This is a genomic window from Streptomyces sp. NPDC107581 (assembly GCF_055657175.1).
Genome location: NZ_JBVKBH010000027.1, coordinates 15,294 through 39,994 on the forward strand (window position 1 = coordinate 15,294; position 24,701 = coordinate 39,994).

Annotated in this window: 16 protein-coding genes; 12 read left to right on the forward strand and 4 right to left on the reverse strand. The window is 73.6% G+C overall.

Translation table 11 applies throughout. The features are described 5' to 3' along the window. Positions 1–39: 39 nt before the first annotated feature. Positions 40–2,307 (reverse strand): UvrD-helicase domain-containing protein, encoded by a 2,268-nt coding sequence (locus ACZ7P3_RS40365; RefSeq protein ID WP_472089572.1) that lies wholly within the window; start codon positions 2,305–2,307, stop codon positions 40–42. Further along, the gene (locus ACZ7P3_RS40370; RefSeq protein ID WP_472089574.1) at positions 2,304–3,224 is read right to left on the reverse strand and encodes a hypothetical protein; all 921 of its coding nucleotides are present in this window, start codon (positions 3,222–3,224) and stop codon (positions 2,304–2,306) included. Before ACZ7P3_RS40370 ends, ACZ7P3_RS40365 begins: the two co-directional genes overlap by 4 nt. A 281-nt stretch (positions 3,225–3,505) precedes the next feature. Here ACZ7P3_RS40370 and ACZ7P3_RS40375 point away from each other — a divergent pair, with 281 nt between their 5' ends. The 9 genes from ACZ7P3_RS40375 to ACZ7P3_RS40415 all read left to right on the forward strand — a co-directional run bounded on the left by ACZ7P3_RS40375 (position 3,506) and on the right by ACZ7P3_RS40415 (position 16,183). After that, the gene (locus tag ACZ7P3_RS40375) at positions 3,506–5,059 is read left to right on the forward strand and encodes a TIGR02677 family protein (protein ID WP_472089576.1); all 1,554 of its coding nucleotides are present in this window, start codon (positions 3,506–3,508) and stop codon (positions 5,057–5,059) included. Then, positions 5,056–6,396 (forward strand): TIGR02678 family protein, encoded by a 1,341-nt coding sequence (locus ACZ7P3_RS40380; protein WP_472089578.1) that lies wholly within the window; start codon positions 5,056–5,058, stop codon positions 6,394–6,396. The genes ACZ7P3_RS40375 and ACZ7P3_RS40380 overlap by 4 nt, the downstream gene beginning before the upstream one ends. After that, complete coding sequence (locus ACZ7P3_RS40385; RefSeq protein ID WP_472089580.1) at positions 6,393–10,550, forward strand: TIGR02680 family protein; 4,158 nt, start codon at positions 6,393–6,395, stop codon at positions 10,548–10,550. Before ACZ7P3_RS40380 ends, ACZ7P3_RS40385 begins: the two co-directional genes overlap by 4 nt. Beyond that, a complete protein-coding gene (locus ACZ7P3_RS40390; RefSeq protein ID WP_472089582.1) occupies positions 10,547–11,824 on the forward strand; it encodes a TIGR02679 family protein in 1,278 nt (425 codons plus the stop codon). Before ACZ7P3_RS40385 ends, ACZ7P3_RS40390 begins: the two co-directional genes overlap by 4 nt. A gap of 317 nt (positions 11,825–12,141) precedes the next feature. Next, positions 12,142–13,437 carry a peptidoglycan-binding protein gene (locus tag ACZ7P3_RS40395; protein ID WP_472089584.1) on the forward strand — a complete coding sequence of 432 codons (1,296 nt, stop codon included), beginning with the start codon at positions 12,142–12,144 and terminating at the stop codon, positions 13,435–13,437. A 133-nt stretch (positions 13,438–13,570) separates the two neighbouring features. Then, positions 13,571–13,942, forward strand: a complete 372-nt coding sequence (locus ACZ7P3_RS40400; RefSeq protein ID WP_472089586.1) for a peptidoglycan-binding domain-containing protein — start codon at positions 13,571–13,573, stop codon at positions 13,940–13,942. Positions 13,943–14,020: 78 nt separating this feature from the next. Continuing rightward, positions 14,021–14,419, forward strand: a complete 399-nt coding sequence (locus ACZ7P3_RS40405; protein ID WP_472089588.1) for a peptidoglycan-binding domain-containing protein — start codon at positions 14,021–14,023, stop codon at positions 14,417–14,419. A 6-nt stretch (positions 14,420–14,425) separates the two neighbouring features. Next, entirely contained in the window at positions 14,426–14,845 is a 420-nt protein-coding gene (locus ACZ7P3_RS40410; RefSeq protein WP_472089590.1) for a peptidoglycan-binding domain-containing protein, read from the forward strand. 219 nt (positions 14,846–15,064) lie between these two features. Beyond that, on the forward strand, positions 15,065–16,183 hold the full coding sequence (locus ACZ7P3_RS40415; RefSeq protein WP_472089592.1) for a helix-turn-helix domain-containing protein: 1,119 nt from the start codon (positions 15,065–15,067) through the stop codon (positions 16,181–16,183). 747 nt (positions 16,184–16,930) lie between these two features. On the opposite strand, the gene ACZ7P3_RS40420 is transcribed toward ACZ7P3_RS40415, so the two are convergent. Continuing rightward, complete coding sequence (locus ACZ7P3_RS40420; RefSeq protein WP_472089594.1) at positions 16,931–18,136, reverse strand: hypothetical protein; 1,206 nt, start codon at positions 18,134–18,136, stop codon at positions 16,931–16,933. An 83-nt stretch (positions 18,137–18,219) separates the two neighbouring features. Here ACZ7P3_RS40420 and ACZ7P3_RS40425 point away from each other — a divergent pair, with 83 nt between their 5' ends. The 3 genes from ACZ7P3_RS40425 to ACZ7P3_RS40435 are packed head-to-tail and all read left to right on the forward strand — an operon-like array spanning position 18,220 to position 23,253. Next, the gene (locus ACZ7P3_RS40425; RefSeq protein WP_472089596.1) at positions 18,220–19,977 is read left to right on the forward strand and encodes an FHA domain-containing protein; all 1,758 of its coding nucleotides are present in this window, start codon (positions 18,220–18,222) and stop codon (positions 19,975–19,977) included. Next, positions 19,974–21,551, forward strand: a complete 1,578-nt coding sequence (locus tag ACZ7P3_RS40430; RefSeq protein WP_472089598.1) for a serine/threonine-protein kinase — start codon at positions 19,974–19,976, stop codon at positions 21,549–21,551. The genes ACZ7P3_RS40425 and ACZ7P3_RS40430 overlap by 4 nt, the downstream gene beginning before the upstream one ends. A 55-nt stretch (positions 21,552–21,606) precedes the next feature. Continuing rightward, a complete protein-coding gene (locus ACZ7P3_RS40435) occupies positions 21,607–23,253 on the forward strand; it encodes a hypothetical protein (protein WP_472089600.1) in 1,647 nt (548 codons plus the stop codon). A 231-nt stretch (positions 23,254–23,484) separates the two neighbouring features. On the opposite strand, the gene ACZ7P3_RS40440 is transcribed toward ACZ7P3_RS40435, so the two are convergent. Next, positions 23,485–24,468, reverse strand: a complete 984-nt coding sequence (locus tag ACZ7P3_RS40440) for a hypothetical protein (RefSeq protein WP_472089602.1) — start codon at positions 24,466–24,468, stop codon at positions 23,485–23,487. Positions 24,469–24,701 lie beyond the last annotated feature (233 nt).

A 24,701-nucleotide genomic window follows, 5' to 3' on the forward strand; every position in this document is an offset into this window, starting at 1 on the left:
ACAGACGGGCCAAGTCGGAAACCCGCCCCGGGCCGGGTGTCACTTCCCGCTCTGCTCGGTCTGTGCCCACGAGCCGTCGAGGAACGGGCTGGGCTTGCCGTGCCAGAAGACGTCCACGCTGTCGCGGGCCCGGGTCGCGGCCACGAAGAGCAGGGATCTGGCCCGCTGGATCTCGTGCCGGTAGCGCGTGGGTTCGACGTCACGCAGTCGGCTCACGTCCGCACGCGGGACGAGCCCGTCGGTCACGCCCGCGATGATCATCCGCTGGTACTCCAGCCCCTTGAACCGGAACATCGTGCCGATGTGCACGCCGGCGGAGCCGTTCGGTCCGTCGGAGCGGATCTCCACCGCGTCGATGCCGTGCAGCTTCAGCGTGTACCCCATCTCGGTCGCCATCTGGTTGGTCGGGACGCACACCGCGATCTGCTCGTGCGGGACAGCCGTGTCCGTGTCCGCGTCCCACTCTGCGATCAGCGCGGCCACGCCCTCCCGCTCGGCGTCCCAGTCCGGGAAGGCGTGCCCGGCGGGGAGCCCGCCGTTGAGCACGGACCGGTAGCCGGCGAGGGTCTCCGCGCCGCCGTCGAGATCGTCGTAGGTCGTCTCGCCCAGGACTCCGAGGGCCGAGCGCAGGATCTGCCGCGTGGTGCGGTAGCTGAGGGTCAGCTTCGCGGACCGGCCGCGGATGTTGACGCCCAGACTGCCGAGCGTCACCTGGTTCTTGTAGATGCGTTGGTGGGTGTCGCCCACCAGGAACAGGTCGTCCGACGTACGGGGGGCCATCGCGCGCAGCATCTTCCAGTGGGCGGGGCGCAGGTCCTGGGCCTCGTCCACCACGATGTGGCGGTAGCGGTGGCGCAGCCAGCCACCGGAGCCGTCCTGGAGGTGGATGTTGTCGAGGCCACCCGCCTCCTCTCGCTGCCGTGCGATGTTCCGGATGCGCTGTTCGCGGCCCATCTCCAGGCGTGCCGCGCGCTCCGCGATCTGGTCCCAGGTCTGCCGTCCGAGCCGGTCGAGCCGCTGGGTGAAGCGTTCGGCGAGCTGCCAGATCTCGGCGCGCTCGGCGCGGCCGATGCTCTTGCCACGCCCGGCCCGCCGGGCCCGGAAGTAGTCGGTGCGGCTGCCGACGGCCTGGCCGAGGATGACCTGGGTCCACTCCTCGTGCAGGAACTCCGGGTCCCAGGCGTCCTCGCCCAGTTCGTCGAGCAGCGCGCGCCACTCGCGTACGGCCTGTCCGTCGTCGATGGCCTGCTTGCCGTTGCCGGGTTCGGCCTCGCGGACGACACGCAGCGCCAACTGGTCGACGTGACTCACTTCGACCCGGCTGAGCAGTTCGTCACCGCCCAGCTCCAGCAGCCGGGAGCGCAGGTCCGCGTTGAGGTTCTTGTTGAAGGTGGTGAGGAGGACGGGCTTGTCGTGCCCGGGGGAGAGCTGCCGGACGAGGTGGCGTACCCGGTGCAGTGCGACGACGGTCTTGCCCGTGCCGGGCCCGCCTCCGACTCGGGCCGGGCCGCTGTAGCGGCGCTCGACGAGCTTGGCCTGCGTGGGGTGCAGGAAGCTCTTCCACCGGCCGAAGTCACCGCTCTCCAGCGCTCCGCGGAGGTCCTCGTCCGTGGTGGTGACGACCGTCGCCGGCCGCTCGGCGGCGGCCGCGAGGTCGTCCGGGTCGACCGGCTCGGTGGCGGCCACCGGCCTGGTCACCTGGTCGAGTACGTCCTCGTACGACGCGCCGTCGAACAGCGCGATCAGCACCTCGCCGGTCAGCTGCGGCGCGTACTCGACGAGGCCGAGCAGCTGGTCCTCCGTGGTGAGCGTACGGATGACGGGCAACAGGGGCTCCGCGACCCCGAGTTCGGTCAGCTGGCGGTCGGACCAGGCGGTGAACAGCGGTTCCGGGAGGGGCGCGGACGGCCGTGGTTCGGGAGTGGGCTGCGTCTGAGCGGTCGCGCCGGGCAGCCTGCCCAGGACGCTGTCCTCCACGACCTCCAGATCGACGTACTCGATGCCGCCGGTGACCTGGTTGACGCCGTACGAGAGCCGGTTGTAGACGTCCTTGCGGTGCTTGACGGAGACGATCAGCCAGTCGTCGTCGGCGAGCCGCAGCAGCAGGGCCCGGTACTCGTCGTTGACGCGTGCCGACCAGAGCCGGTGGTCGCCCTTCAGCTGCTGGAGCTTGAGACCGGTGGTGTGCGGGTTGGTCCTGAACTTGTGCTGGAAGTCGAAGAAGGCGCCCTTGACCGCGCGGGGCAGCTTGAGGATCTCCTTGTCGGCCCTGTCGAGCAGGCGCAGTGTGACGCCGGAGGTGGTCATCGCTTCGGCTCCCCGTCGCTGGTGCTGTTCTCGTTCCGGTCCCGGCCGTCGAGCCGGGCGATCAGTTCGGCGCTGTCCCACTCGCCCGCCGTGCGGACCGTCCAGCCGGCCGCCGCGAAGGCGTGCTTCTGGTCCTCGGCCTCGTAGTCCGGCTCGTCACCGGTCGGGCGGGGGGCCCTGACCACACCCACCCGGACGTCGGGCCAGGCCAGTTCGGCCTGCCAGCCCTGACCGTCCAGTTCGTAGCCGTCCCGGGGGACCGGCACCGCCGCCGACGCCAGCGTGTGCGCGAGGGCGGTGAGTTTCGGCTCCTCCGGATCCAGCAACTCGATGACCCGGTCCCAGCGGGGATCCCGTCCGGTGCCCGTGCCACCGGGCTGCTCGGCCACCTCCGGCTCCCGTGCGGTCGTCTCGTCCCCGGTGGCGGCGGGGACGGCCGGTACGACGGGGACGGCCGACACGGCGGCCCCGTCCGCGGCGGAGGGCTCCTGCGCGGCCTGGTGGACCGGGACACGCGTGGACGTCAGCCAGCCCTCTCCGCCGGTCACGGTGAGGACCTCGGGACGGAAGCCGTCGACCATGCCCGACGTCAGCTGCGCGCTGTCACCGCCGCCGTGTTCGAGGAACTGCAGCACATTGCCCCACCAGAGCCAGGCGCGCCAGCGCCGCTTGTGAGCCGGCCCCTCCTCCAGGGCCGCGACACCGTCGTCGAGGACGGCCAGACCCGTCCACACGGGTGGGGTCCGTCTGCCGTCGGCGGCCAGCACCAGACGGCAGCCCGACGCGTCGGAGCCGTACAGCATCCGCACCGGCCCTGTGGTCCCGGCGGGTGCACCGCCGCGCAGCGCCTCCCTGATGCCGGTCGCGGCCTCGGCGCCGGTGAGGGCGGCACCGCGGGTGCCGTCCGCCCCGCTCATGCCCGCGGCCACCGCTTCCGCCCGCCGCCGCCAGCGTCCTCGATGCAGGTGAGCAGCGGCGGGTTGGGATCCCCGACCGCATGCCGGGCCGTATTCGGGAGGGAGCGGGTGTCCACGGTCACGCTAGACCACCGCCCGCGCCGACGGGAGGCCGGTCACCGCCCATCCCGCCCCAGACCAGGGCGCACACCCCTCTTCCGGGACACCGCCCGCGATGTCGGTGCGGCCCTCTACGGTGGAGATCAGGATGCCGCCGGGGCGGTGGGGGAGGGGCGACAGACGTGCGCAGGGTTCCACCGGAGATGTTCCGGTTCACGACCGGAGAGAGGGCCGACCTGTACGGGGCGGTGCTGGACGCCTTCGGCATGGCCGGCGAGCACCTGGAGACGGCGCTCGGACTCGACGCGGTACGGCGGCGACTGCGCGGGGCGGGCTGGGCGGCGGCCGTCGAGGACGAGGAACTGCACGACGCGCTGGCGAAACTCGTGCAGTGGGGGCTTCTGGACGTCGTGCACAATCACGCGGAGAACTACCGCACCGCCGAGGAGTACGAGCGCCGCAACCTTCAGTACTCCCTCACCCGCCGGGGCGAGGCCGCACTCGCGGGCGTACGGCACGCGCTGGAGGTGCTCGCCTCCACGGGCGCCCTCCAGACGGCAGTGCTGGAGGCGATCGCCGACCGGCTCGACGAGCTGTGCCTGCTGGCCGGTGAGCCCGCCGCGGCCGACCGCCGGATCTACACCACGCTCCGGGAACTGGAAGGGCACCTGGACGCGCTGGTCGAGAACACCAAGGCGTTCAACGGCGAACTGCAGCGCCTGCTGCGCGCCGAGGGCGCCGACCTGGACGTGTTCCGCGAGGTCAAGGCCGCCACCGTCGCCTACCTCCAGGAGTTCCTGGTCAACCTCGACCGGCGCGGGCAGACCGTCGCCGCCGCCGTGACCCGGGTGGAGGAGCGGGGCACCGCCGTGCTGCGCGAGCGAGCGCTGCGCGGGGCCGAGCTGCCGCCGGTCGCGGGTGAGGACCCCGCGGCCGGCTGGCTGGAAAGCAGGCGGGCGCGCTGGGCGGGCCTGCGGGCGTGGTTCCTGCCGGACGACGGGGCACGCCCCCGGATCGAGCAGCTGCACGACATCGCGCGGCGCGCCATCGTCTCGCTCCTCCAGGTCCTGGAACGGATCAACGAGTCACGGCGCCGCTCCTCCAGCGCCGTACAGGACTTCCGGGAGCTGGCACGCTGGTTCGCGGCGGCGCCCGCGGAGGAGGACCTGCACCGACTGTGGTCGGCGGCCTTCGGCCTCGGCCCGGCGCGTCACGCCCACCTCGCCCACCCCGATCCGGAGCTGGTCCCGTCGTCCCACTCCTGGTCCGACGCCCCGCCGGTGGCGGTGTCGGCGCTGCTGCGGACCAGCGGACGTACGGAGCGCTTCACCCGCACCGGCAGAGTGCGCGACGTCGCGGCTGTCCGGGCGGAGCGCGCCGAACGCGCCCGCACCGAGCGGGCCGAGCTCGCCCGTGCCTGGCGCGTGCTGGAGACGGACGGCCCCGTGCGTCTCTCCTCCTTCGGAACGCTGGACCCCGCGGTCTTCGACCGGCTGCTGGACCTGCTGGGCCGCGCTCTCGCCGCCGGGCCGGACGCGGGCGGCCTGCGCCGTGCCGTGACGGGGGACGGCCGGGTGGAGATCGTGCTGTCCCCTCCTGCCGACGGGCACACCGCCGTACTGCGCACCGCCAAGGGCACTCTGGCCGGACCGGACTACGTCGTCCGCATCACGGCGGCCGGGGGAGCGAGCGCCGCCCCCGCTCTCCGCGCCGCACGCGGGGAGGCGGTCGGATGAGCACCCTCGCCAACCAACTGGCGGTCGCGGAGCGGGAAGAGGTGGCACGGGCCATCCGGCTCCTGCTGGCCCGCCCGCTGCTGACCGAGGCCGCCGACCCGTCCGGCTTCGAACTGGTGCGGCGCCGACGCGAGCCTCTGGCCCAGTGGTTCGACTACACGTGCGGCTGGAACCTGGTCGTGGAGCCCCGCCGCGGCTACGCCCGGCTCGCCAAGGTCCGCACGCACCCGGACGGCTCCCGCCCGGCCCGCAGAGCGCGTTCCGGCCGGGCCCCCTTCGACCGCAGGCGCTATGTGCTGCTGTGCGTGACCGCGGCCGAGCTGCTGTCGCTGCCGATGACGACCATCGGCATGCTCGCCGACCGGGTCGTCCAGGCCACCGCTGCCGATCGGACGCTCACCGCGTTCGACCCCGTCCACCGGCCGGAGCGGACGGCGTTCGTCGACGTACTGAAGCTCCTGGAGTCGTACGACGTCCTGCGCGCGGTGGACGGGACCACCGAGGCGTACGTCGCCTCCGCGGAGGCCAAGGTCCTCTACCGCGTCGACGCCACGCTGCTCATGCGGCTGCCCGCCGCGCCCGTCGGTGCCTCCCGGCTCGCCGTGCCACCCGACGAGGTGCCCGCGCGGTTCGGGGAACTCCTCACCGGACTGACGCGGGAGCGCCGCTACGGCGGCGCGTCCGCCGACGGCACGGGGGACGAGACGCGCGGCGAGACCGCCGCCACGGACGCCCAGCGCAACCTGCGGCTGCGCCACTCGGTGCTGCGCCGGCTCTTCGACGACCCCGTGCTGTACCGCACGGACCTCGCCGACGACGAGCTGGCCTACGTCACCTCACTGACCGGACGGCAGATCCTGCGTCGCTCGGTCGAGCAGGCCGGCTTCCTCCTGGAGGAACGCGCCGAAGGGTTCCTGCTCGTGGACCCGGACGCGATCGCCACCGACGTCCGCTTCCCAGACGACACGTCCACGGCCCGGGTCGCCGCCCTGCTCCTTCTGGAGCCGCTCTGCGCCGCGCCCGCGGGCCTGCTGCCCGAGCAGCTCGCCGAGGCCGGAGCGGAGCTGCTGCGCCGTTTCCCGCGCTGGGCCAGGGCGTACCAGTCAGAGGACGGCGCGGCACGGCTGTCCGACGACGCCGTGCGGGTACTGCGGGACACCGGCCTGGCCCGCGCGGCCGGGGGGCGTGTCGTCGCCTGCCCGGCCGCGTACCGCTACCGCCTGACCGGGACGACGAGCGCGGACCCGAAGGATGCGGAGGGCGCCTCGGAGCGGGAGTGGGCCGTGCGCCCCGCCGGGACCTCCGGCCGTGCCCCGGAAGAAGGAGAACAGCGGTGAGCGTGACGGAGCTTCCCCTCCCGAGGCGACCGGAGAGCGCCGAGCGGGCAGGCGTACCGGAGGCACCGACGGACGCCGCGTCCGGGCGCTGGCAGCCGTACCGCGCGGGCATCCTCAACGTCTGGCGCTACTACGACGAGACCTTCACCTTCCACGAGGGCCGGCTGCTCCTGCGCGGCCAGAACGGCTCCGGCAAGTCCAAGGCACTGGAACTGCTGCTGCCCTTCCTCTTCGACGCGAGCCTTCGCCCCAACCGACTGTCCACCTTCGGCGGTTCGGAACGCACCATGCACTGGAACCTGCTGGGCGAAGGCGCCTCGGGCAAGACCCGCGTCGGATACGTGTGGATGGAGTTCCGCCGCGTCGGCGACGACGGCACCGAGCGGTGGTTCGGCTGCGGGGCGCGCCTGCAGGCGAGTGTGCACACCAGCTCGGTCCACGCCGACTACTTCACCACCGGCACCCGGATCGCACATTCCGACGGCGTCCTCCTCGTCAACGAGGCAGGACAGCCGCTGTCCCGGGCCGCGCTCGCCGACGCCCTCGGTGACCGTGGCGACGTGCACGCCTCGGCCGCCGAGCACCGGACCGCCGTCCGACGCGAACTCTTCGCCGGCATGGGGGAGCAACGCTACGAGTCGCTCCTGTCCGCCCTGCTTCAGCTGCGCCAGCCCAAACTCTCCGAACGGCTCGACCCGTCCCTGCTCTCCACCTTGCTGTCGCGTGCCCTGCCCCCGCTGGGCGAGGGGGAGATCGCCGAACTCGCCGAGGGCTTCGAACGGCTGGACCGCCAGCGTGAACACCTCAAGCGGCTCGACGACGAGGTGACGGCGGCCGAGACGGTCGCATCCCGGCAGCGCGCCTACGCGCGACGGGTTCTGCGCGCCGCATCCGCCGCGCTGATCTCGGCGACCACCGAGATGGACAACCTCACCCGGGTCGCGCGTCAGAGTGCCGAGGCACTCGAACAGGCCCTGGCCCAGAGAGAGTCGGTCCAGACCCGGCACACGGAACAGGAACTGCGCGCGCACGCCCTGGAGGAGACGGCCGAGGGCCTGCGCGAGAGCGACGCGTACAAACAGGGAGCGGAACTCGACCGGCTGCGGCGCAGCGCGGAGGACGCGGCAGCCGCCGCCGGGCGGCAGAGCACCGCGGCCCGGACCGCTCGGGGCGAAGCGGACCGGGACCAGGCGCACGCCGAGGAGGCCGTGCAGCGAGCCCGCACCCTCGGCGAACACGCACGCGAAGCCGCCGAGGAGGCCCGCCGGGCGGGCCGTGCCGCGGGTATGGAGTCGATCCAGCACGAGATCGCGGGAGTCCTCGACACGGATCCAGCTCTGACTCTCCACGACGGCTCGGGACACGAGGAGGGCAGCCGTCGCCCCGGCACGTCCGGCGTTCCTCGCGCGGCTGACGCGGCTGAGGCGCGGCAGGCCCGCCGGCTGCTGCGCGGCGCAGTCACCGCCCGACAGCGGCAGGTCTGCCTCGTCACCGCGGCGATCGACGAACACGATCGCGCGGTGCGCGACCGCGGTGCCGCCGAGGACCTGCTGGACGAGGCCCGTGTCCGGCTCGCGGAGGCGATCGCCCAGCGGGACGAGGCCTCCGACGCCTGGGACGACGCGCTCGCCGCACACGCGGAAGACCTGCTCGCGTGGGCCGAGGGTTGTGCGGAACTGCGCATCCCTGATCCCGAGGAGCTCATGACCCGGGCCGCGGCCGAAGTCGAGGTGACGGCTCTGGTCGAGGCCGCCGCGCGCCCGCTGGAACAGGAGATCGGCACGGCCGAGGCCACCGCCCGAGCCGCCCGCCAGGGACTGGAGGACGAGCGAAGCCGACTCCAACAAAAGGTTCGGGGGCTCAGCGGCGAGACCGACCTCCCGCCCGCGGCCCCGCCCACCCGGACCACCGTCCGTACGGCGACGGCGGGAGCACCACTGTGGCGGCTCGTCGCCTTCAAGGAAGGCGTCCCACTCTCCGTCCAGGCCGGGGTGGAGGCGGCACTGGAGGCGTCCGGCCTCCTCGACGCCTGGGTCAGCCCCTACGACGGGATCTCGCTGCCCGGTCACGACACCCGCGCCGAGGCGGCGCTCGCCGTGCCCACCTCGGGACCCAGTCTGCTGGATGTCCTGACCCCCGAGGAGGACATCCCCGTCCCACCCGACACCGTGACATGCATCCTCAGCGGGATCGCCTATGGCGCGACCCTGCCCTTCGGCCATCCCGCCGCCGTCTCCGCCGACGGCGCGTGGCGTCTCGCGCTCGCCACCGGCACCTGGGGCAAGCCGGAACCGGCCCATATCGGTGCCCTGGCCCGGCAGCGGGCCCGGCAGCGCCGGATCGGTGAACTGACCGAGAGCATCGGCGACACGAACGCGGCCCTCGCCGCGCTCGACGACCGGCTGCGCGGACTCGACGCCCGCCGAGCCCGTCTCGACGCCGACCGTGCCGCCCGCCCCGGCCACCAGTCGCTCGACGCCCGACGGCGGGACCAGGACCGAGCCGAGGAGAAGGTGGCCGCCCGGGACGACGCCGTACGCGACGCCGCCACGCGTCTGGCACGGCGCGAGGACGACGTGACGGGCGCACTGCGCACACTCAGCCGCCTGGCCGCCGAACACGGACTGCCGACCGACCGCGACCGGCTGCGTGAACTCTCCGCCCACGTCGAACGGTTCCGGGACACCGCCGACACCTGGGTCGACACCCACCTCACGGCGGCCACCGCCGCCGACCGGGCTCGCCAGACGGCCGCGCAGGCGGCGCGCTCGCGCCGGACCGCCGACGAACAGGCCGAGGCTGCGGCCGCCGCCGAAGCGGAGGCGGCGGGGCTGAAGGCGCGTCTGGACGCCGTGGAAGCCACCGTCGGCGAGGACTACCGGCAGATCGTCGCACGCGTCGCCGAGGCCCGCGCCGAACTGCGGCACTGCCGTGAGGAGGCCGTCCGGGCGGCCGACATCCTCCGGCGCCTGGAGGGCCGTATCGGAGGACTGCGGGCCACCAGCGCCCAGGACGCCGAACTCCGGGAACAGGCCGTCGCGGCCCGCGACGGCGCGGCGCACCGCTTCCGGCACCTTTGCCAGGCAGGGCTCGCCGAGGACGCCGGCATCCCACCGGAATCGGACGCCGGGGACGGCACCAAGGCAACCCTGGAGGCCGCTCGTGCCACAGCGGCCGAGTGGCCCGGCATCCCGCACGCCCCTCGCAACCTCGGCGACGCCGCGACCCGCCTCTCCGAAGCCGTCCACGAGGCCCGCCGACGGCTCGGCGCCCGTGCCGACCTGGACCTGGAACCCGACGACGACATCCAGGTCTTCACCGCGACCCTGGACGGCGTACGCGTGGGGGCCACCGGCCTGCTCACCACGCTCACCACGGAGCGCGACCGCAGCCGCGACGACATCACCACCGCCGAGCGGCGCCTCTTCGACCAGATCCTCACCGGCGACATCCGCCGCCATCTCGCGGCCCGCATCCGTCAGGCCGGCGAACTCGTCGACCGGATGAACGGGCACCTGGAGCGGGTCCGTACCGCCTCCAAGGTCGCCGTCCAGCTCGTCTGGGACGTCCGCCCGGATCTTCCGGACAGCACCCGTACCGCCCGCCAGCTGCTGCTCAAGGACCCCGGTCGGGTCACCGAGACCGACCGGGAGGCCCTGCACGCGTTCTTCCGTACCCGGATCGAGGAGGCCAAAAGCGGTGACACGGCCGCGAGCTGGGAGGAACAGCTCGGCGAGGTGCTCGACTACACCGCCTGGCACCGTTTCACGGTCCGCCTCGACCGGGCGAACGGCACCGGATGGCAGCCCCTGACGAAGAAGCTGCACGGCGCGCTCTCCGGCGGCGAGAAGGCCATCGCCCTCCACCTGCCGCTGTTCGCCGCCGTCGCCGCCCACTACGAGGCCGTGCCGCTGGCTCCTCGGCCGATCCTGCTGGACGAGGTCTTTGTAGGTGTCGACACCGTCAACCGCGGCCAGGTCTTCGCCCTTCTCACCGCGCTCGACCTGGACCTCGTGGTCACCTCCGACCACGAATGGTGCACCTACGAGGAGCTGCCCGGCATCGCCGTCCACCAACTCCTCACCGACGGGGGCGACGACGCGGTCACCAGCGCCCGATTCATCTGGAACGGCACCGACCTGGAGGCGGGATGACCGGCGGCCCCGAACCGGCCTCGGGTGAGTACACCCTGAGTCGCCCCGAACTCCGGCCGCTCTGGCACACGGTCCACGACCGCCTCTCCTCCGGCCGCCCGGTCACACGGGTGCGCCTCGGACCGCTCGACGACATCCAGCGCGAGGCGCTCGCCGACCTGCTCGGTCTGGACCGGCTGCCGGACTCACGTCCCTCCGTCCCCCTGGCCCGGCTGGAAGAGGCTGTCACCGAACTCTCCGGCCGCACGCTACGAAAAGTCGTCACCGAACTTGTCGGACCTCTCGGTGACAGAGCCGGCGAGCGGCGCCGCCGGGAGGACGAACGCGCCGAGCTGTGGACCTGGCTGGCCGGGCACGAGACGGTGAGGGCCCAGCCGGTGCTCTCCGACTGGGCCGCCTCCTGTCGAGCGGCCGGCTTGGCCGGTGGCTCGGCGGAACGCACCCGTACGCTGCTCACGGACGCGCTCACCGTGCTTGCCGAACTGCCCGGCCAGGCAGAGCCCCTGCCCGTCTTCGCCGCCCGGGTCCTGAACGGTCACACGCACGCACTCGACGACGGCACCCCCCTGTCCGCACTCGTGCTGCGCGCCCTGGCGACCCTGTACGACACCGTCCCGCCGCAGTCCGCGGCGGAACGCCGCGCCCTGTGGAGCCGCGCGGGTGTGGCCGACGACGAGCTGTCCGCCACCGTCCTTGTCGGCGGACTGCGCCCGGCCGGCGAGGGGCTGCTCGCCAGGGTGGCCGCAGCGTGCACAGATGCCGGACAGGCCGCCAGCCTGCCCCTCGCTCACGTCCGGAACCCCGGCGAGTTCACCCTGCCCACCCCTCCCGTACCCGTAGTCCACGTCGTGGAGAACCCCAGCATCCTGGCACTGGCCCTGCGTCGCTTCGGTCCCTCCTGCCCGCCGCTTGTCTGCACGTCCGGCTGGCCCAACAGCGCCGCGATCCAGCTCCTGCGGGTACTCGCAGGTCGCGGCGCAGCACTCCGGTATCACGGCGACTTCGACGGCGAGGGCATCCGCATCGCCGCGTACGTCCTGGACAAGACATCGGCGGACCCGTGGCGCATGACGGCAGCGGACTACCGTGCCGCTGTCGTCCGTAACGCACGGGGGCCGCATCCTGGGCGCAGCACCGAAGCACCGTGGGACCCCGAGCTGGCCGAGGCCATGGCAGAGCATGGCGCCGCCGTCGCCGAAGAGCTGGTGGCCGATGTGCTGTTGGAGGACCTCGCTGGTATCGCTCAGCAGAAGCGCTCACCTGGCTCGTCATGACGCCCGTTTGACGCTCGGGGCGCACCGATGGCCGTTCCGAGTGGCCGCAAACTTGGGCTGACCTGCGACTACGTTGGCTTCCCTTTCATCAGCAGAGGCAGCCGGTCCGACCTCATGTCGCCGTCGGCGCCCGTCCCACGTGATCGCTGAGCCGCAGGTCAGCGGCGTGGGACGTCCCACGGCGTCCCATTCTGCCGCCGGCGGTGGAGGGACGGTGGCGCCGTGATCAAGGATGGTCGTCGCCGGCCGGCTCCCCCCCCACGCCACTCCATCCATCCCCCCTGGGCATGCCCCGGGACGACTGGGAGAGAATCCACGTGTCCACAACGACCCTCCGCATGCCCACGCGTGCGGTCGGCACCCGTGTCACCTCGGTGACACTCGCCCTCGCCGTGATACTGGTCGGCCTGTTCTTCGGCCCGGCGGTGTCCCAGGCCCACGCGGCCGACGTGCGCCTGCTCCAGCGGGACCTCGCCGGCCTCAGTTACGCCCCGCTCAGTGGTGTCGACGGCGTCAACGGCCCCCAGACCACCGACTCGGTGCGCCACTTCCAGCGCGACAACGGCCTGGCCGTGGACGGTGACGCCGGCCCGGCCACCATGAACGCGCTCACCGCGAAGGTGAAGCAGGTCCAGAGCAAGGCGGGTACGGCGGCCGACGGTGACTACGGCTCCGGCACCCTCAGCGCGGTGAAGAGCTACCAGAGCGCGCACGGCCTGGACGTCGACGGCATCGCCGGCCCGCAGACCATGGGCGCGATGAACATCGACCGCGTCACCTCCAGCGGCACCGGCACCAGCAGCGACACCAAGCTGCTGCAGCGCAACCTGGTCGGCCTCGGCTACCTGGGCGCCGGTGGCGTGGACGGCGTCTACGGTCCGGCCACCAAGGACGCGGTGGTGTCCTTCCAGAGCGACAACGGCCTGGAGGTCGACGGCATCGCCGGCCCGCAGACCAACTCCGCGCTCACCGCGAAGGTCAAGGAGGTCCAGGGCAAGGCGGGCACCCCGGCCGACGGTGACTACGGCTCCGCCACCCTCAGCGCGGTGAAGAGCTACCAGAGCGCGCACGGCCTGGACGCCGACGGCATCGCCGGCCCGCAGACCATGGCGTCCATGGGCGTCGCCCGCGAGACCGGCGGCGGCAGCTCCGGCGGCGAGAGCGGCGGCACGCCCAGCGTGCCCCCGCTGTCCGGCAGCGCCCGTGACAAGATCGTCCAGGCCGCGCGTTCGCAGATCGGCGTGCACGAGTGGGGCGACAACTGCAACCCCTACGGCCCCTGCGAGGCCTGGTGCGCCCTGTTCGCCAGCTGGACCTGGCGGCAGGCCGGTGTCGACTTCCACACCGCGTTCAGCGGGGACTTCTACTACTACGGACGCGACCACGGCACGCTGCACAGCGGTCTGAGCAACCCCCAGCCCGGTGACGCCATCGTCTTCGGCAGCGGTCCGCAGAACACCAACACCAGCGTGCACGTCGGCATCATCGAGAAGGCCAACGCGGACGGCACCGTCGACACCATCGAGGGCAACTCGAACGACCAGGTGATCCGCCACCACTTCAACCCGGCCGCGCGCGGCGCCTACGCCATCGTCTCTCCCGCCGGGGCCTGATTCTCCAGCCGGTCTCGCGGTCTGCCGGTCTCCAGGTCTCCCGGTTCCCCGGTCCCCGGTGCCGGTACGTGCGGCACCGGGGACCGGGCCGGCGCCGCCCACCCCATCGATCCACCCATCTAAGGAAACAACCATGCGTGTGAAGCTCGCCGCCGCCACCACCAGCCTGCTGCTGCTCTCCGGACTCGGCGTCGGCGTCGGCACCGCGACCAGCGCCTCCGCCCTCTCCCGGGGCAACTACTGCGGCAGCTACACCCTCGACGAGCCCCAGGTGAACTACGGCAGCGACGGCGACGCCGTCAAGGCCGTCCAGTGCGCGCTGAACCGCAGCGTGAAGGGCGCGAACCTCGCCGAGGACGGGATCTTCGGCAAGCAGACCCGCAGCGTGGTCATCAAGTTCCAGGGCTGCTTCGGCCTCGACAAGGACGGCATCGTCGGCCCGAAGACATGGCGGCAGCTGGACATCTGGAGCGACTGGGACACCAAGGCGGACTGGCACTGCTGACCCCCGCTCCGCCCCGGGCCGCCCCGACGGGACGGCCCGGTCCCCCTACTCACTCACGGAAGAGGAACTCCCTTCATCATGACCGCCATCCGGCCCCTCAGGGTCCTGTCCACCGTCTCGCTCGCGCTGTCCGCGGCCGGCTCGCTGCTGCTCTCGGCGCCCGCCGCCCATGCCGGCGACTACCTCGACTCCTGCCTGCACTCCGTCGGCACGCGCACCTCTCCGAACGGCGTCTGGGCCATCCCGGCCGCGAACTTCTCCCAGGGTTCGAGGGGAGTGTGCGTGCAGGAGATCCAGTTCGACCTCGGCTCCACCATCGGGCTCGACCCCGACGACGGCCCCGGATTCGTCGACGGCCGGTTCGGCCCCAAGACCGATGCGTACGTGCGCCGGTTCCAGCAGGCCCACCATCTTCAGGCGGACGGCATCGTCGGCCCGCAGACCTGGCAGCTGCTCGTCTCCCTGACGAAGGACTGAGCGCCGATGACCGGAAGAAGCAGGACTGCGGCAGGACGTCGCGCCGGCGCGGCCGTCACGGTGCTCGCCGCTGCGGCGGCACTGGCTGCCGGGGGCGCGAGCCCGGCCCAGGCCGGCTGGGCCGGCACGCTCCAGACGTGCAAGAACCAGTACGGTTCGGAGCACTACCTGGGCTGGGACATCCCCACGGTGGTGCTCGCCCGGGGCTCGACCGGAGTGTGCGTGCAGGAGCTGCAGGAAGAGCTGGTCGAGGTGGGAGCGGTCGCGGACGCCGACCGACCGGGCTTCGTCGACGGCGTCTTCGGACCCAAGACCTACAGCGCGGTCGTGAACTATCAGCTCCGGTACACGGTGCCGGGCGGCGCCGACGGTGTCGTGGGGCGGTACACCTGGCACAGCCTGATCGCCCACGTCTACTTCGAGTAGCAGCGCCGTACGGGCCGTGCGGGTGGCGCGGTCAACACCATCGCCGCGGCGTGTGCCGTCATGGCGGCCCGCTGTGGCGACTGTATGCTTCCGTTCGACTTTCAGGACCGGGGCACCGGGCCTGAGGCGGGGGGCAGTCAATTACGGGGACCGGCGGCGCGCCGGTGTGTCGCTGTGCCTTCGGCTCGGGCCGGTGTTCCATCAGCGAACGGGCTCACAGTGAGCGACAGAGATCTCCCCGCAGTCAGACCTGAGCCTGGCCCCGATGCCAGGCTGCACGCGGAACTGCTTGCGCTGAAAAAAAGGTCGGGGCTCAGCTACGCCCGGATCAGCGCGCTCACCCACTACTCGAAGTCGTCCTGGGAACGCTGGACCAACGGCAAGCAGTTCCCGCCCCGCGGCGCCGTGGAGAGCTTCGCCCGCGTCGCGCGGACGGACGCCGCACCGCTCCTCGACCTGTGGGAGCAGGCCGAACTGCTCCGGATCCCCGGCGCCGAGCCGGCCGAACAGCCGCTTCCGGTGTCTGACGGGGAGCAGGCAGCCCCGGAGGACGCAGATCCCACGGCCGTCGCGCCGGGCGGGCCGGACCAGGAACCTGCCGCGCCCGGACCCGACCGGCCGCGGTCGGCCGCGCCCGAACCCGCCGTGGCCGCGCGGGACATGTCCGAACCCGCCCCGGCCGACCAGGACATGCCCGACCCCGCCGTGACCGAGCAGGCTGTGCCCGAACCGGCGGACACTGCCGGTGACGGCGGTCCGTCGGGTGACGGCCGTGCGTCCGGTGACGGCGGTGCGTCCGCCGACGGCGCGGGCTTCGCCCGGCGCCTGGGACGCGGCCGCCTGGTCGCGGTGGTGGCCGCGGCCTGTGTCGCGGTGGCGGCGGCCGGCGTCGCGATCGTCCGGTACTCCTCGGACAACGCGGAGGACGGCTCGCACACCGCGGGGCGTCGTGCCTCCGCGTCCCCCGCCGCCGCACGCAGCGAGCCGGTCGGCTGTACCCGCGCGGGCTGCACGGGCAAGGACCCGATGACCATGGGGTGCGTACGGGACGGACAGACGCTCGCCCTGATCCGCAACCAGGACATGGTGATCGAGCTCCGGTACAGCAGCGAATGCGGCGCCGCATGGGGGCGGATCACCTACGCCAAGCCCAAGGCGGTCGTCGACGTGGACAATTCCGTCGGCACGACTGAGGCCACACCGGTGCACTGGGGCAATGACGTGTACTCCCCGATGGCCGAACTGGGACCCGGCCAGACCGCATGGGCGTGCGGAACGCAGCCGGACGGAAAGAGCCGGACCTGCACCACGCACAGTCCCGTACCCGCCGGGCACTGATCCGCGGGGCAACGGCCGGCGGACCAGGCAGACTTCCTGCCCTCGCGCCGCCGCAGTCCGGACTTGCGCAGCGGCCGTACCACCTCGCGGCTGCTGCCCCGCACGGCCCCGACGGCCACCGCGTCCGTGCACCGATGCCGACGGAAGGCCGTAGTGGGCATGCGGATGGGGCGGTGGGCCGGTGGCTCTGACTGATCGGTGGGTGCGTGGCGCGGCCGGGTGCCCGGCGTCCGTGAACCGCCCTGCTCGCCGCTCTTGCGTTGACCATGCCAAGGCCTTATAACGTCTCCAGCAGGTATCGGCGGGGATGGCCGGAAATGGCAGTTGTCGCCGACCAGGGGGGATCCTCGGCTCCGCCGCGATCGGCATCCATGCCCGCAGACCGACGGAGACCGAACCATGAACGACGACGCATATCGTGCTGCCCTGACCCGCCTGGCCCTCGACCCGGCCTTCCGTGCCGAACTCGACGGCGACACCGGCGAGGTGGCGCGAAGACTCGGCCTGTCGCCCGCGCAGGTCGCCGAACTCCGCTCCCTCCGCGTCGAGTCCGGCACCGGCGGGGGACCGGCCGCTCTCGACCCACGGCTGTCCAAGTCGTCCCTGTTCTTCGGAAGCGCGGCGCATGCGCTGGCGCATCACGACGTCGCGGCGGACCACACCGCCGCCGCGTCCCACGACGTTGCCACGACCCACGCCGTCCCGGCGGACCAGGTCTCGGGCGACCACGACGCCGGTGGCTCGGCCTCACCCGACCACTCCTCCGACCTGTCCGGTCCCGCCGAGGGCCCCGAGGGCCCCGAGGGTGTCGGCGGCCTCGACGCGGCCCCGATCGGTTCCCACAGCCTGCTCGGCGGCCCCCTGCTGGACCGGTTCCCGGGCGAAGCGGCGGGCGGACCCGGCGAGTTCGGCGGCTTCGGTGACTTCGGCGGGTTCGGCGAGCACGGCCATGAGGGCCCGGGCGCGGATCTCGATGGGCAGCTCGGCGGCGGTACCGAAGGGGGCTTCGGTACTTTCGGCGGCGGTGCCGATGGCGGGTTCGGAGATGCCGGCGGTGGCTTCGGCGCCGGCGGTGGCTTCGGTGACGGTGGTCTGGGTGCCGGCGGTGTCGGTGACGGCGGTGTCGGTTCCGGCGGGTTCGGCGACCTCGGTGGGCATGGCGGCTTCGGCGGTGCCGGTGGGGACGGCGGCTTCGGCGGTGCCGGTGGGGACGGCGGCTTCGGCGGTGTGGGCGGGGAAGGCGCCGGGGACGCCGGTCACTTCGGTCATGGAGGTATCTACGACCGTGATGGCGACGGCGGCGGTGGTGGCGGCGAGAGTGGCGGTGAGGGCGGCGGCGGAGCCGGAGACGGTGGTTCCGGCGGTGGCGGTGAAGAGGGCTCCGGCCACGGTGGCTCCGGCGGTGGTGGTGAAGAGGGCAGCGGTCATGGTGGTTCCGGCGGTGGCGGTGAAGAAGGCTCCGGCCACGGTGGTTCCGGCGGTGGTGGTGAAGAGGGCAGCGGTCATGGTGGCGGCTACGGCGGTGAAGGCGGCGGTCACGGTGGCGGCGGTGAAGGCGGTGGCGGTGGCGGTGGCGGTGAGGACGGCGGCGGCCACGGTCACGAGGGTGGCTCCGGCGGTCACGGCGGAGGTGAAGGCGGCGGAGGCGAAGGCGGTGGAGGCGAAGGCGGTGGAGGTGAAGGCGGCGGAGGGAGCGAGGAGAACGGCAATCGTCCCTCCGGCGGTGGCAGCGAGGAGAACGGCAATCGTCCCTCCGGCGGTGGAGGGAGCGAGGAGAACGGCAACCGTCCTTCCGGCGGCGGCGAGAACGGCAACCGTCCCTCCGGCGGCGGCGAACCGGGCGGCGGCGAGAACGGCGGTCGCGGCCGCGCCACCATCGGCGGTGGCTCCGAGACCGTACGCGGCGGTATGAGCCTCCCCGGTGCCGCCGGCGCCGGTGACATCGCGACGCACTTGTCGCCCTCCGCGCCCGAGGCGGACGGCGGCTTCAACGGCGGTACGTTCCTCAGTGGTTCCGGCGGAGGCTGAGCCACCCCATGCTCTGCCATGTCTGCCGCGTCCACGTGCGCCGCGACTTCCCTTACTGCCTGCACTGCGGCACCCCGCGCCGGGGTGCCGCGCCGACGTCGTACGCCGCGCCCCGGCTGCGCGGCCTCGACGACCCCGCGCTGCTGGTCGCGCTGACCGGACCGGTCACCACGCTGGGCCGGGGCGAGGACAACGACGTCGTCCTGTCCGACGGCAGCGTCTCGCGCCGCCACGCCCGCATCGTCCGCACCGCAGAGGGTTTCCGGATCGAGGACCTGGACTCCTTCAACGGCATCGCGGTCGGCGGTGTCGACCTGCACGGCGGCGCGGCCGGCCTCGCCGACGGCACCGAGCTGTCCGTCGGTGACGTACGCCTGGTGTTCGAGCAGCCCCGCGACGCCCGGATCGGTTCCCGCACGATGGTCGTCGGCACCCAGCTGACCCATCTGCCCACCGCCGTACAGGAAGAGGCCCCGGAAGCGAACGGTCCGCTCACCGCACGCCCCCGACGGCGCTCCGGCTGGGCCCTCAAGCAGGTCCCCACCGAACGCGGCGCTCCCTGCTGGGTGCTCAGCAGCTCCCGCACCGGCCGCTATCTGGAACTGGACGAGCGCCAGGTCTTCCTCTGGCACGCCGTCGACGGCGACAACACCGTACGGGACCTGCTGTTCGCCTACGCCGACCGCTACGGCGAGCTCGCCCTGCCCCGCATCGAGTCCACGCTGGCCGCATTCGCCGACGCCGGGCTGCTGCGCGGCCTGCCCGGCCGGCCGGAGGAGGAGCGGCCGAAGGGCTGGCGCCGGGCGGCGCAGGCGCTGCACAGGGCGCTGCTGAAACTGGAGGTGTCCGTTCCCGGCCTCGACCGGCTGGTGACCCGGCTCTACGGGGCCTTCGGCTGGCGGCTGTTCACCCGGACCGGGGTGCTGCTCGCCTGGCTGTCGGTCGCCGGCGGCCTCGTCGCGTTCTTCGCCGCCCAGGGCCGGCACCGTCTGCTGGACTTCGGCGGAGCGGGCGTGTGGGGCCCGGTCCTCCTGGCCGCCGGATACGTGACCGCGCTGCTCGTCCACGAGCTGACGCACGCGCTGGCCGTGAAGTCGTACGGCCGTAAGGTCAGGCGCGGCGGGTTCCTGCTGATGATGGGCATGCCGTTCGCGTTCGTGGACACCAGCGACATGTGGTTCGGCTCCCGCTGGTCACGGGTCGTGGTGGCGCTGTCCGGGCCGCTGTCCACGGCGGCGCTGGCCGGCTGGTGTGCCACGGGCGCGGCCGTGCTGCCCGCCGGACCCGCCTCGGCCGTCCTCTACCACCTGGCCTTCGGCCTCTACCTGAACACCCTCTACAACTTCAACCCGCTGATGCCGCTGGACGGTTACCAGGCGCTGACCGACGCCCTGCGCGTGCCCCGGCTGCGCGAGGAGGCGAGCGCCTACTTCCGTACGGGCCTGTGGCGAGACCTGCGCGCGGGCAGCCGGCCCGGCCCGCGTCAGGCCGGCCTGGCCGCCTACGGCCTCGCGGTCGTCCTGGGCACCTACGGCTTCCTCGCCCTCGCCCTGCTGGCCTGGCGCTCCCGCATCGGCGACCTGCTCGACGGCCGGATCGCCGAGCCGTGGACCACGGTGATCGAGGCGGCCGTGGTCGCGCTGGTCGCGTTCCCGGTGTGGGGTGCGCCCGTGCGCGGGCTGCTGCGCCGGGCACGGCGCCGACGGGACACGAAGGACGTACCCCAGGGCGTCGGGCTCTCCGCGCCGGTGGAGGGGGCGGCATGACCCAGGACGCGCACACCGACGGCGGCTGGGCCGTACCCGGCTACGCGGCCGTCCGGACGCTCGGCGAGGGAGCCGGCGGCCGGGTCGTCCTCGCCCGGCACACCGCGACCGGCGCGCCCGTCGCCATCAAGTACCTGAGCGAACGCCTGGGCGCGGACCATGAGTTCCTGGCCCGCTTCCGCGCCGAGGCCCGGCTGCTCGGCGAGCTGCGGCACCCGTGCGTGGTGCGGCTCTACGAGTACGTCGAGGCACGCGCCGGTGCCGCGATCGTGATGGAGGCGGTGGACGGCGTCAGCCTGCGCCGGCTGCTGCACCGGCACGGGGCGACCGGCCCCGAGGCCGCCCTCGTCCTGCTCAAGGGCTCCCTGCTCGGGCTGGGCGCGGCCCACACGGCCGGGGTGGTGCACCGCGACTACAAGCCGGAGAACGTCCTGGTCCGCGCCGACGGCACCAGCGCGCTCGCCGACTTCGGCATCGCGGTGCGCAGCGGCCGGCAGACCGAGGCCGCGGGCACGCCCGCCTACATGGCGCCCGAGCAGTGGAACGACGAGCCCGCCGGCCCGGCGGCCGACGTCTACGCGGCGTCCGTGGTGTTCTTCGAGTGCCTGACCGGTCGGCGGCCGTTCCCCGGCGACGACGTGACCGCGCTGCGCCTGCAGCACCTGCGCGCACCGGCCCCGCTGGACGACGTACCCGCGCCGGTGCGCGGGCTGCTGCGCGCGGGCCTGGCGAAGGACCCGGCGGACCGGCCCGGCATCGAGGCGTTCCTCGCCGATCTGGAACGGTCCGCCACCGAAGGCTACGGCGCCGGCTGGGAGGAGCGCGGCCGCCGGAGACTGGCTGAACTCGCCGCGCTGCTGGCCCTGTTGTTCCCCTTCACCACGACCGCCGCGCTCGACGGCTCGGCCAGTGCGCTGACCCTGCTGGGCCGGCTGAGACGCGGCGGATGGAAGGCGGCGACCGGTGGGGTGGCCGCGCTGGTGGTCGTGACGGGCGGAGCGACGTACGCGACGGGCCGCCCGCACGACACGTCGACGACGGTGGCGAGTTCGACCCCGTCACCGGTCGACCCGCACACCGAGCCGCCGGTCACGTCGCCTTCCCCGTCCACCTCGCCGACCGCCGCCCCGCCCACGGCCGACGCTCCGCCCTCCGCCACGCCCTCGGACGGCCCGTCGTCCTTGCCGACCCCGTCCACGGAGACGACCGCACCGACCGCACCGGCCGAGCCGCCGGTCACGGCGTCCCCGAGCGCGGCCACCCCCGGCACGGTCACCCTCACCATCGGCTCCTGGCAGCGTGGACAGAAACCGGGCACGCTCATCGCGGCGGTGACGGTGCAGACGACGGGCACCGGTCCGCTGACCGTCACCGCGAACTACTACGTCGACAGTCCCGCCGACCCGTACGGCTCCCAGTCCCGCCCCCTGTCCGGGAGTACGCGGTACGACCTGACCTACGAGGCCGACTTCTCCAACCACCCGTGCCGGGGCACCTGGGAGGTCACGCTCAGCAGCGACCCGGCCGCGGCGAACGGTCCCCAGACGGCCTCCCTGGACGCACCGCCGTGCTGACCACGCTCCCTGCGGACCCGACAGCCACCCCTTGCCGCGACGAGAACGGATCGACATGACGACAGCCACCGCAGTGGCCGGCCGGCCCCTGTCCGGCTGGTCACGGGACACGCGCTTCGGCACCTGGTACGCCCTGCTCCCCGCCCGGTCCGGTGAGCGCACCCTCGGCGCGCTGCGCATCGACCGTGCCCTGCTCGTGCCGGAGGGGACGCGCGAGCGCCTGGCGGCCGTGGTGCTCGCCATGGCGCAGCCCAGGCTGCCCGGGCTGCTCGGCACGGTCGACCTCGTGGCCGAGGCCGGTGAGGTGTGGCTGCTCACGGCCCGGCCCCCGGCCCCCACGCTGGCCGACGTCCTGTCGTCGGCAGACGGCCCCCGCCCGGACGCGGGCAGCGCGGCCGGCATCCTCAACGAGACCGCCCAGACCCTCCTCGCCCTGCACCAGGCGGGCCTGGCCCACGGCTCGTTCGGTCCCGACAGCATCGTGATCGCCCCGGACGGGGTCGCCCTGCTGGCCGAGGCGGGGCTGGGCACGGTGCTGGGCGACGTGGCCGCCGTACCGGTGTCGGGCGACCCGCCGCACGCCGGTCGCCAGGCGGCCGGCACCGCCGCCTGGGCCGCCCTGGCCCGCACCCTCGCCGCGGTGTGGACACAACCCGGAACCCCCGCGGCGGACCTGTTCGCCCGCTGCTCCGCCACCGCCGAGTCGGAGGGGCTGGCGGCGGCCCGGGCCGCCCTGGTCGCCGGGCGCGCGGCGCTCCCGGCGGACTTCCTGCGCCGCACGGCACTCCGCGCGGCGACGGCCGCGTCGACCCCGGAGTTCGCGCCGCCGAAGGCACCGGCACCGTCCGTCGAAGCGGCCCCCGATCGCCCGGCTCCACCGGCGGACCGTCACGCGGCGCCGAGCACCAGCGACCCCGTCCCCTGCCCCACCGCCCCCGAAAACCCTGCTCCCGCACCCGACCGCTCGTTCCCCCCTTCAGCCGCCGGCCGACCCGCCCCGGAGGCCCACGCCCACGGCGCCGCGGGCCCGGACCCGCAGGCCCCCCTGCCCGCCCCCGGACCTCGCCCGCCGGCCGCCGCCGACCAGCTCACGGCGGTCGGCCGAGCTCGCCGTTCCACCGCCCCGGACACCCGGGCGACCGTGCTCGGCAAGCGCAACCGGGTCACCTCGCCTCCGGTGGCGGCAGGGGAGGACTCCGGCCAGATCCTGCTCCGGTTCGGGCCCGGGGTTCCCGTGGAGGAGCAGGACGTCCTGCGTGCCCGATGGCGCACCGAGGCGGTGTCACCCGCCTCCCGGCGCTCGCGCCGCGGACGCCGGGGCTGGATCGTCACCACCGCCGTCGTCGCGATCGCCGCCGTCCTGCTCTGGCTGCTGCTGCGCCCGGCCCCCGCTCCCGCGGTCGTCGCCGTCCGGGTCCAGGCGCCCGCCGGGCCGTTGCACTGCGGTCAGACGGCCGACCTGACCGGTGTCGTCACCACCGACGGGCACGGCGGCCCCGTCACCTACCGGTGGCTGCGCGCGGACGGCGAGGACTCGGGCGAGCTGGTCCGCACCGCCCACCGCGGTGAACGCCGGGTCAGGGTGCACCTGCGCTGGACGGTCCGCGGTGCGGGCCGCTTCCGGGGGACCGCCCGCCTGAGGATCGCGCACCGGTCGGCCCCGATGGAGGCGACGGCGAGCTTCACCTACGTCTGCCCTTGAGCCGTCCGGCCCTTGAGTCGTGCGCCCTTTGAGCCGTCCGGCCCTTGAGTCGTCAGCCCTTTGAGCCGGCCGGCCGTCCCTCGAGCCGGCCGGCCTTGTCGTCAGGACTGAGCCGGCGGGGCCGGCCGCCCGCCCGCCGAGGGGTTCCGCCGGCGGACCTGCGCGGTCACACGTCCGGCCGCAGGACGTATGCGCCGAACCCGGGCAGGCCACCGGTCGCCGGCGGGTGCCTCACGGCCGCCAGTCCGCCTCCAGGTCATGGGAGTCGGTCTTGGTGAGCTGGGTGAGTCCGGTGCCGTCGGCCCGTACCAGGTAGAGGTGTTCGGGGTCCGCGTCGTCGGTACCGCCCCTGGTGAAGACCAGGCGGCTGCCGTCCGGGGACCACGAGGGGTTCTTGTCGTTGAGCCGGGCCGCGGTGATGCGGTGCAGTCCGGTGCCGTCGGGGCGCACGAGGTAGAGACGGGCGAAGCCCGAGGAGTCCACGCGGCTGAAGGCGATCCGGTTGCCGTGCGACCAGTCGGGCGTCCAGTCGTGGGAGCCGGACGCGGTGACCGCCGTCTGGGCCAGGGTGGACAGCCGGATCCGCATCACCCTGCTGTGTCCGCTCGCGTCCGCGCGGCTGAACGCCAGGTACTTGCCGTCCGGGGACCACGTCGGATGGAGGTCGTCCGCTGCGGTGTGGGTGAGCCGGGTGGCGGGCGTGCCGTCGATGTCGGCCACGTAGATCTCGCGCTGGGTGCCGACCGGCTTGGCGTAGGCGATCCGCTTGCCGTTCGGGGACCACGCCGGGTCGGAGGCGCCCTTGGTGCCGGGGACGGCCTTCAGGTCGCCGCCCGTGGCCTTCATCGTCCAGATGCCGTCGACGGCGCCACCGGATCCGTAGCGCACGAACGCCACCCGCTTGCCGTCCGGGGACCAGCTGGGCATCACGTCGCTGACGGCGGGGGTGTGGGTGAGCTTGACGGGCGTGCCGCCACCGGAGGAGATCGCGTAGAGGTCTTCGACGGGCGCCGCCATGGTGTAGCGGGCGAAGACGATCGGGTGGTCCCCCGCGGCCCCCGCGCTTGCCGCGGAGCCGAGGGTCACTGGTACGGCCATGGCGAGCGCCGCGGCGGTCGCCACCGCCAGGCGGCGCCGCGTCGTGCCGGTGCTCCGGGCCCCTTGGTCGGTTCTGCCCTTGCTGGTGTGGTGTTGTTGGCGCGTCAAGGTGTCCACCCCGATCCCTCCCCGCGGCCCGCTGACGGCCGCTCCGGCCGGTAAACATCCCACCCGGTGGGCCCCGGCGGAAGCGGCGGTACCCGGCGGTGCGAGCCCTGTGACATGTTCCGTACACCGCTGTCACACGGGAGGCGGTGCGGACGGCTCGTCGCACGCCGGAGCCCTGCGCGTTCGGCGACGGCGGTCTCCACGCGCTGGGCACCGGCCGGGCCGGCCGGGACGGGGTGTGC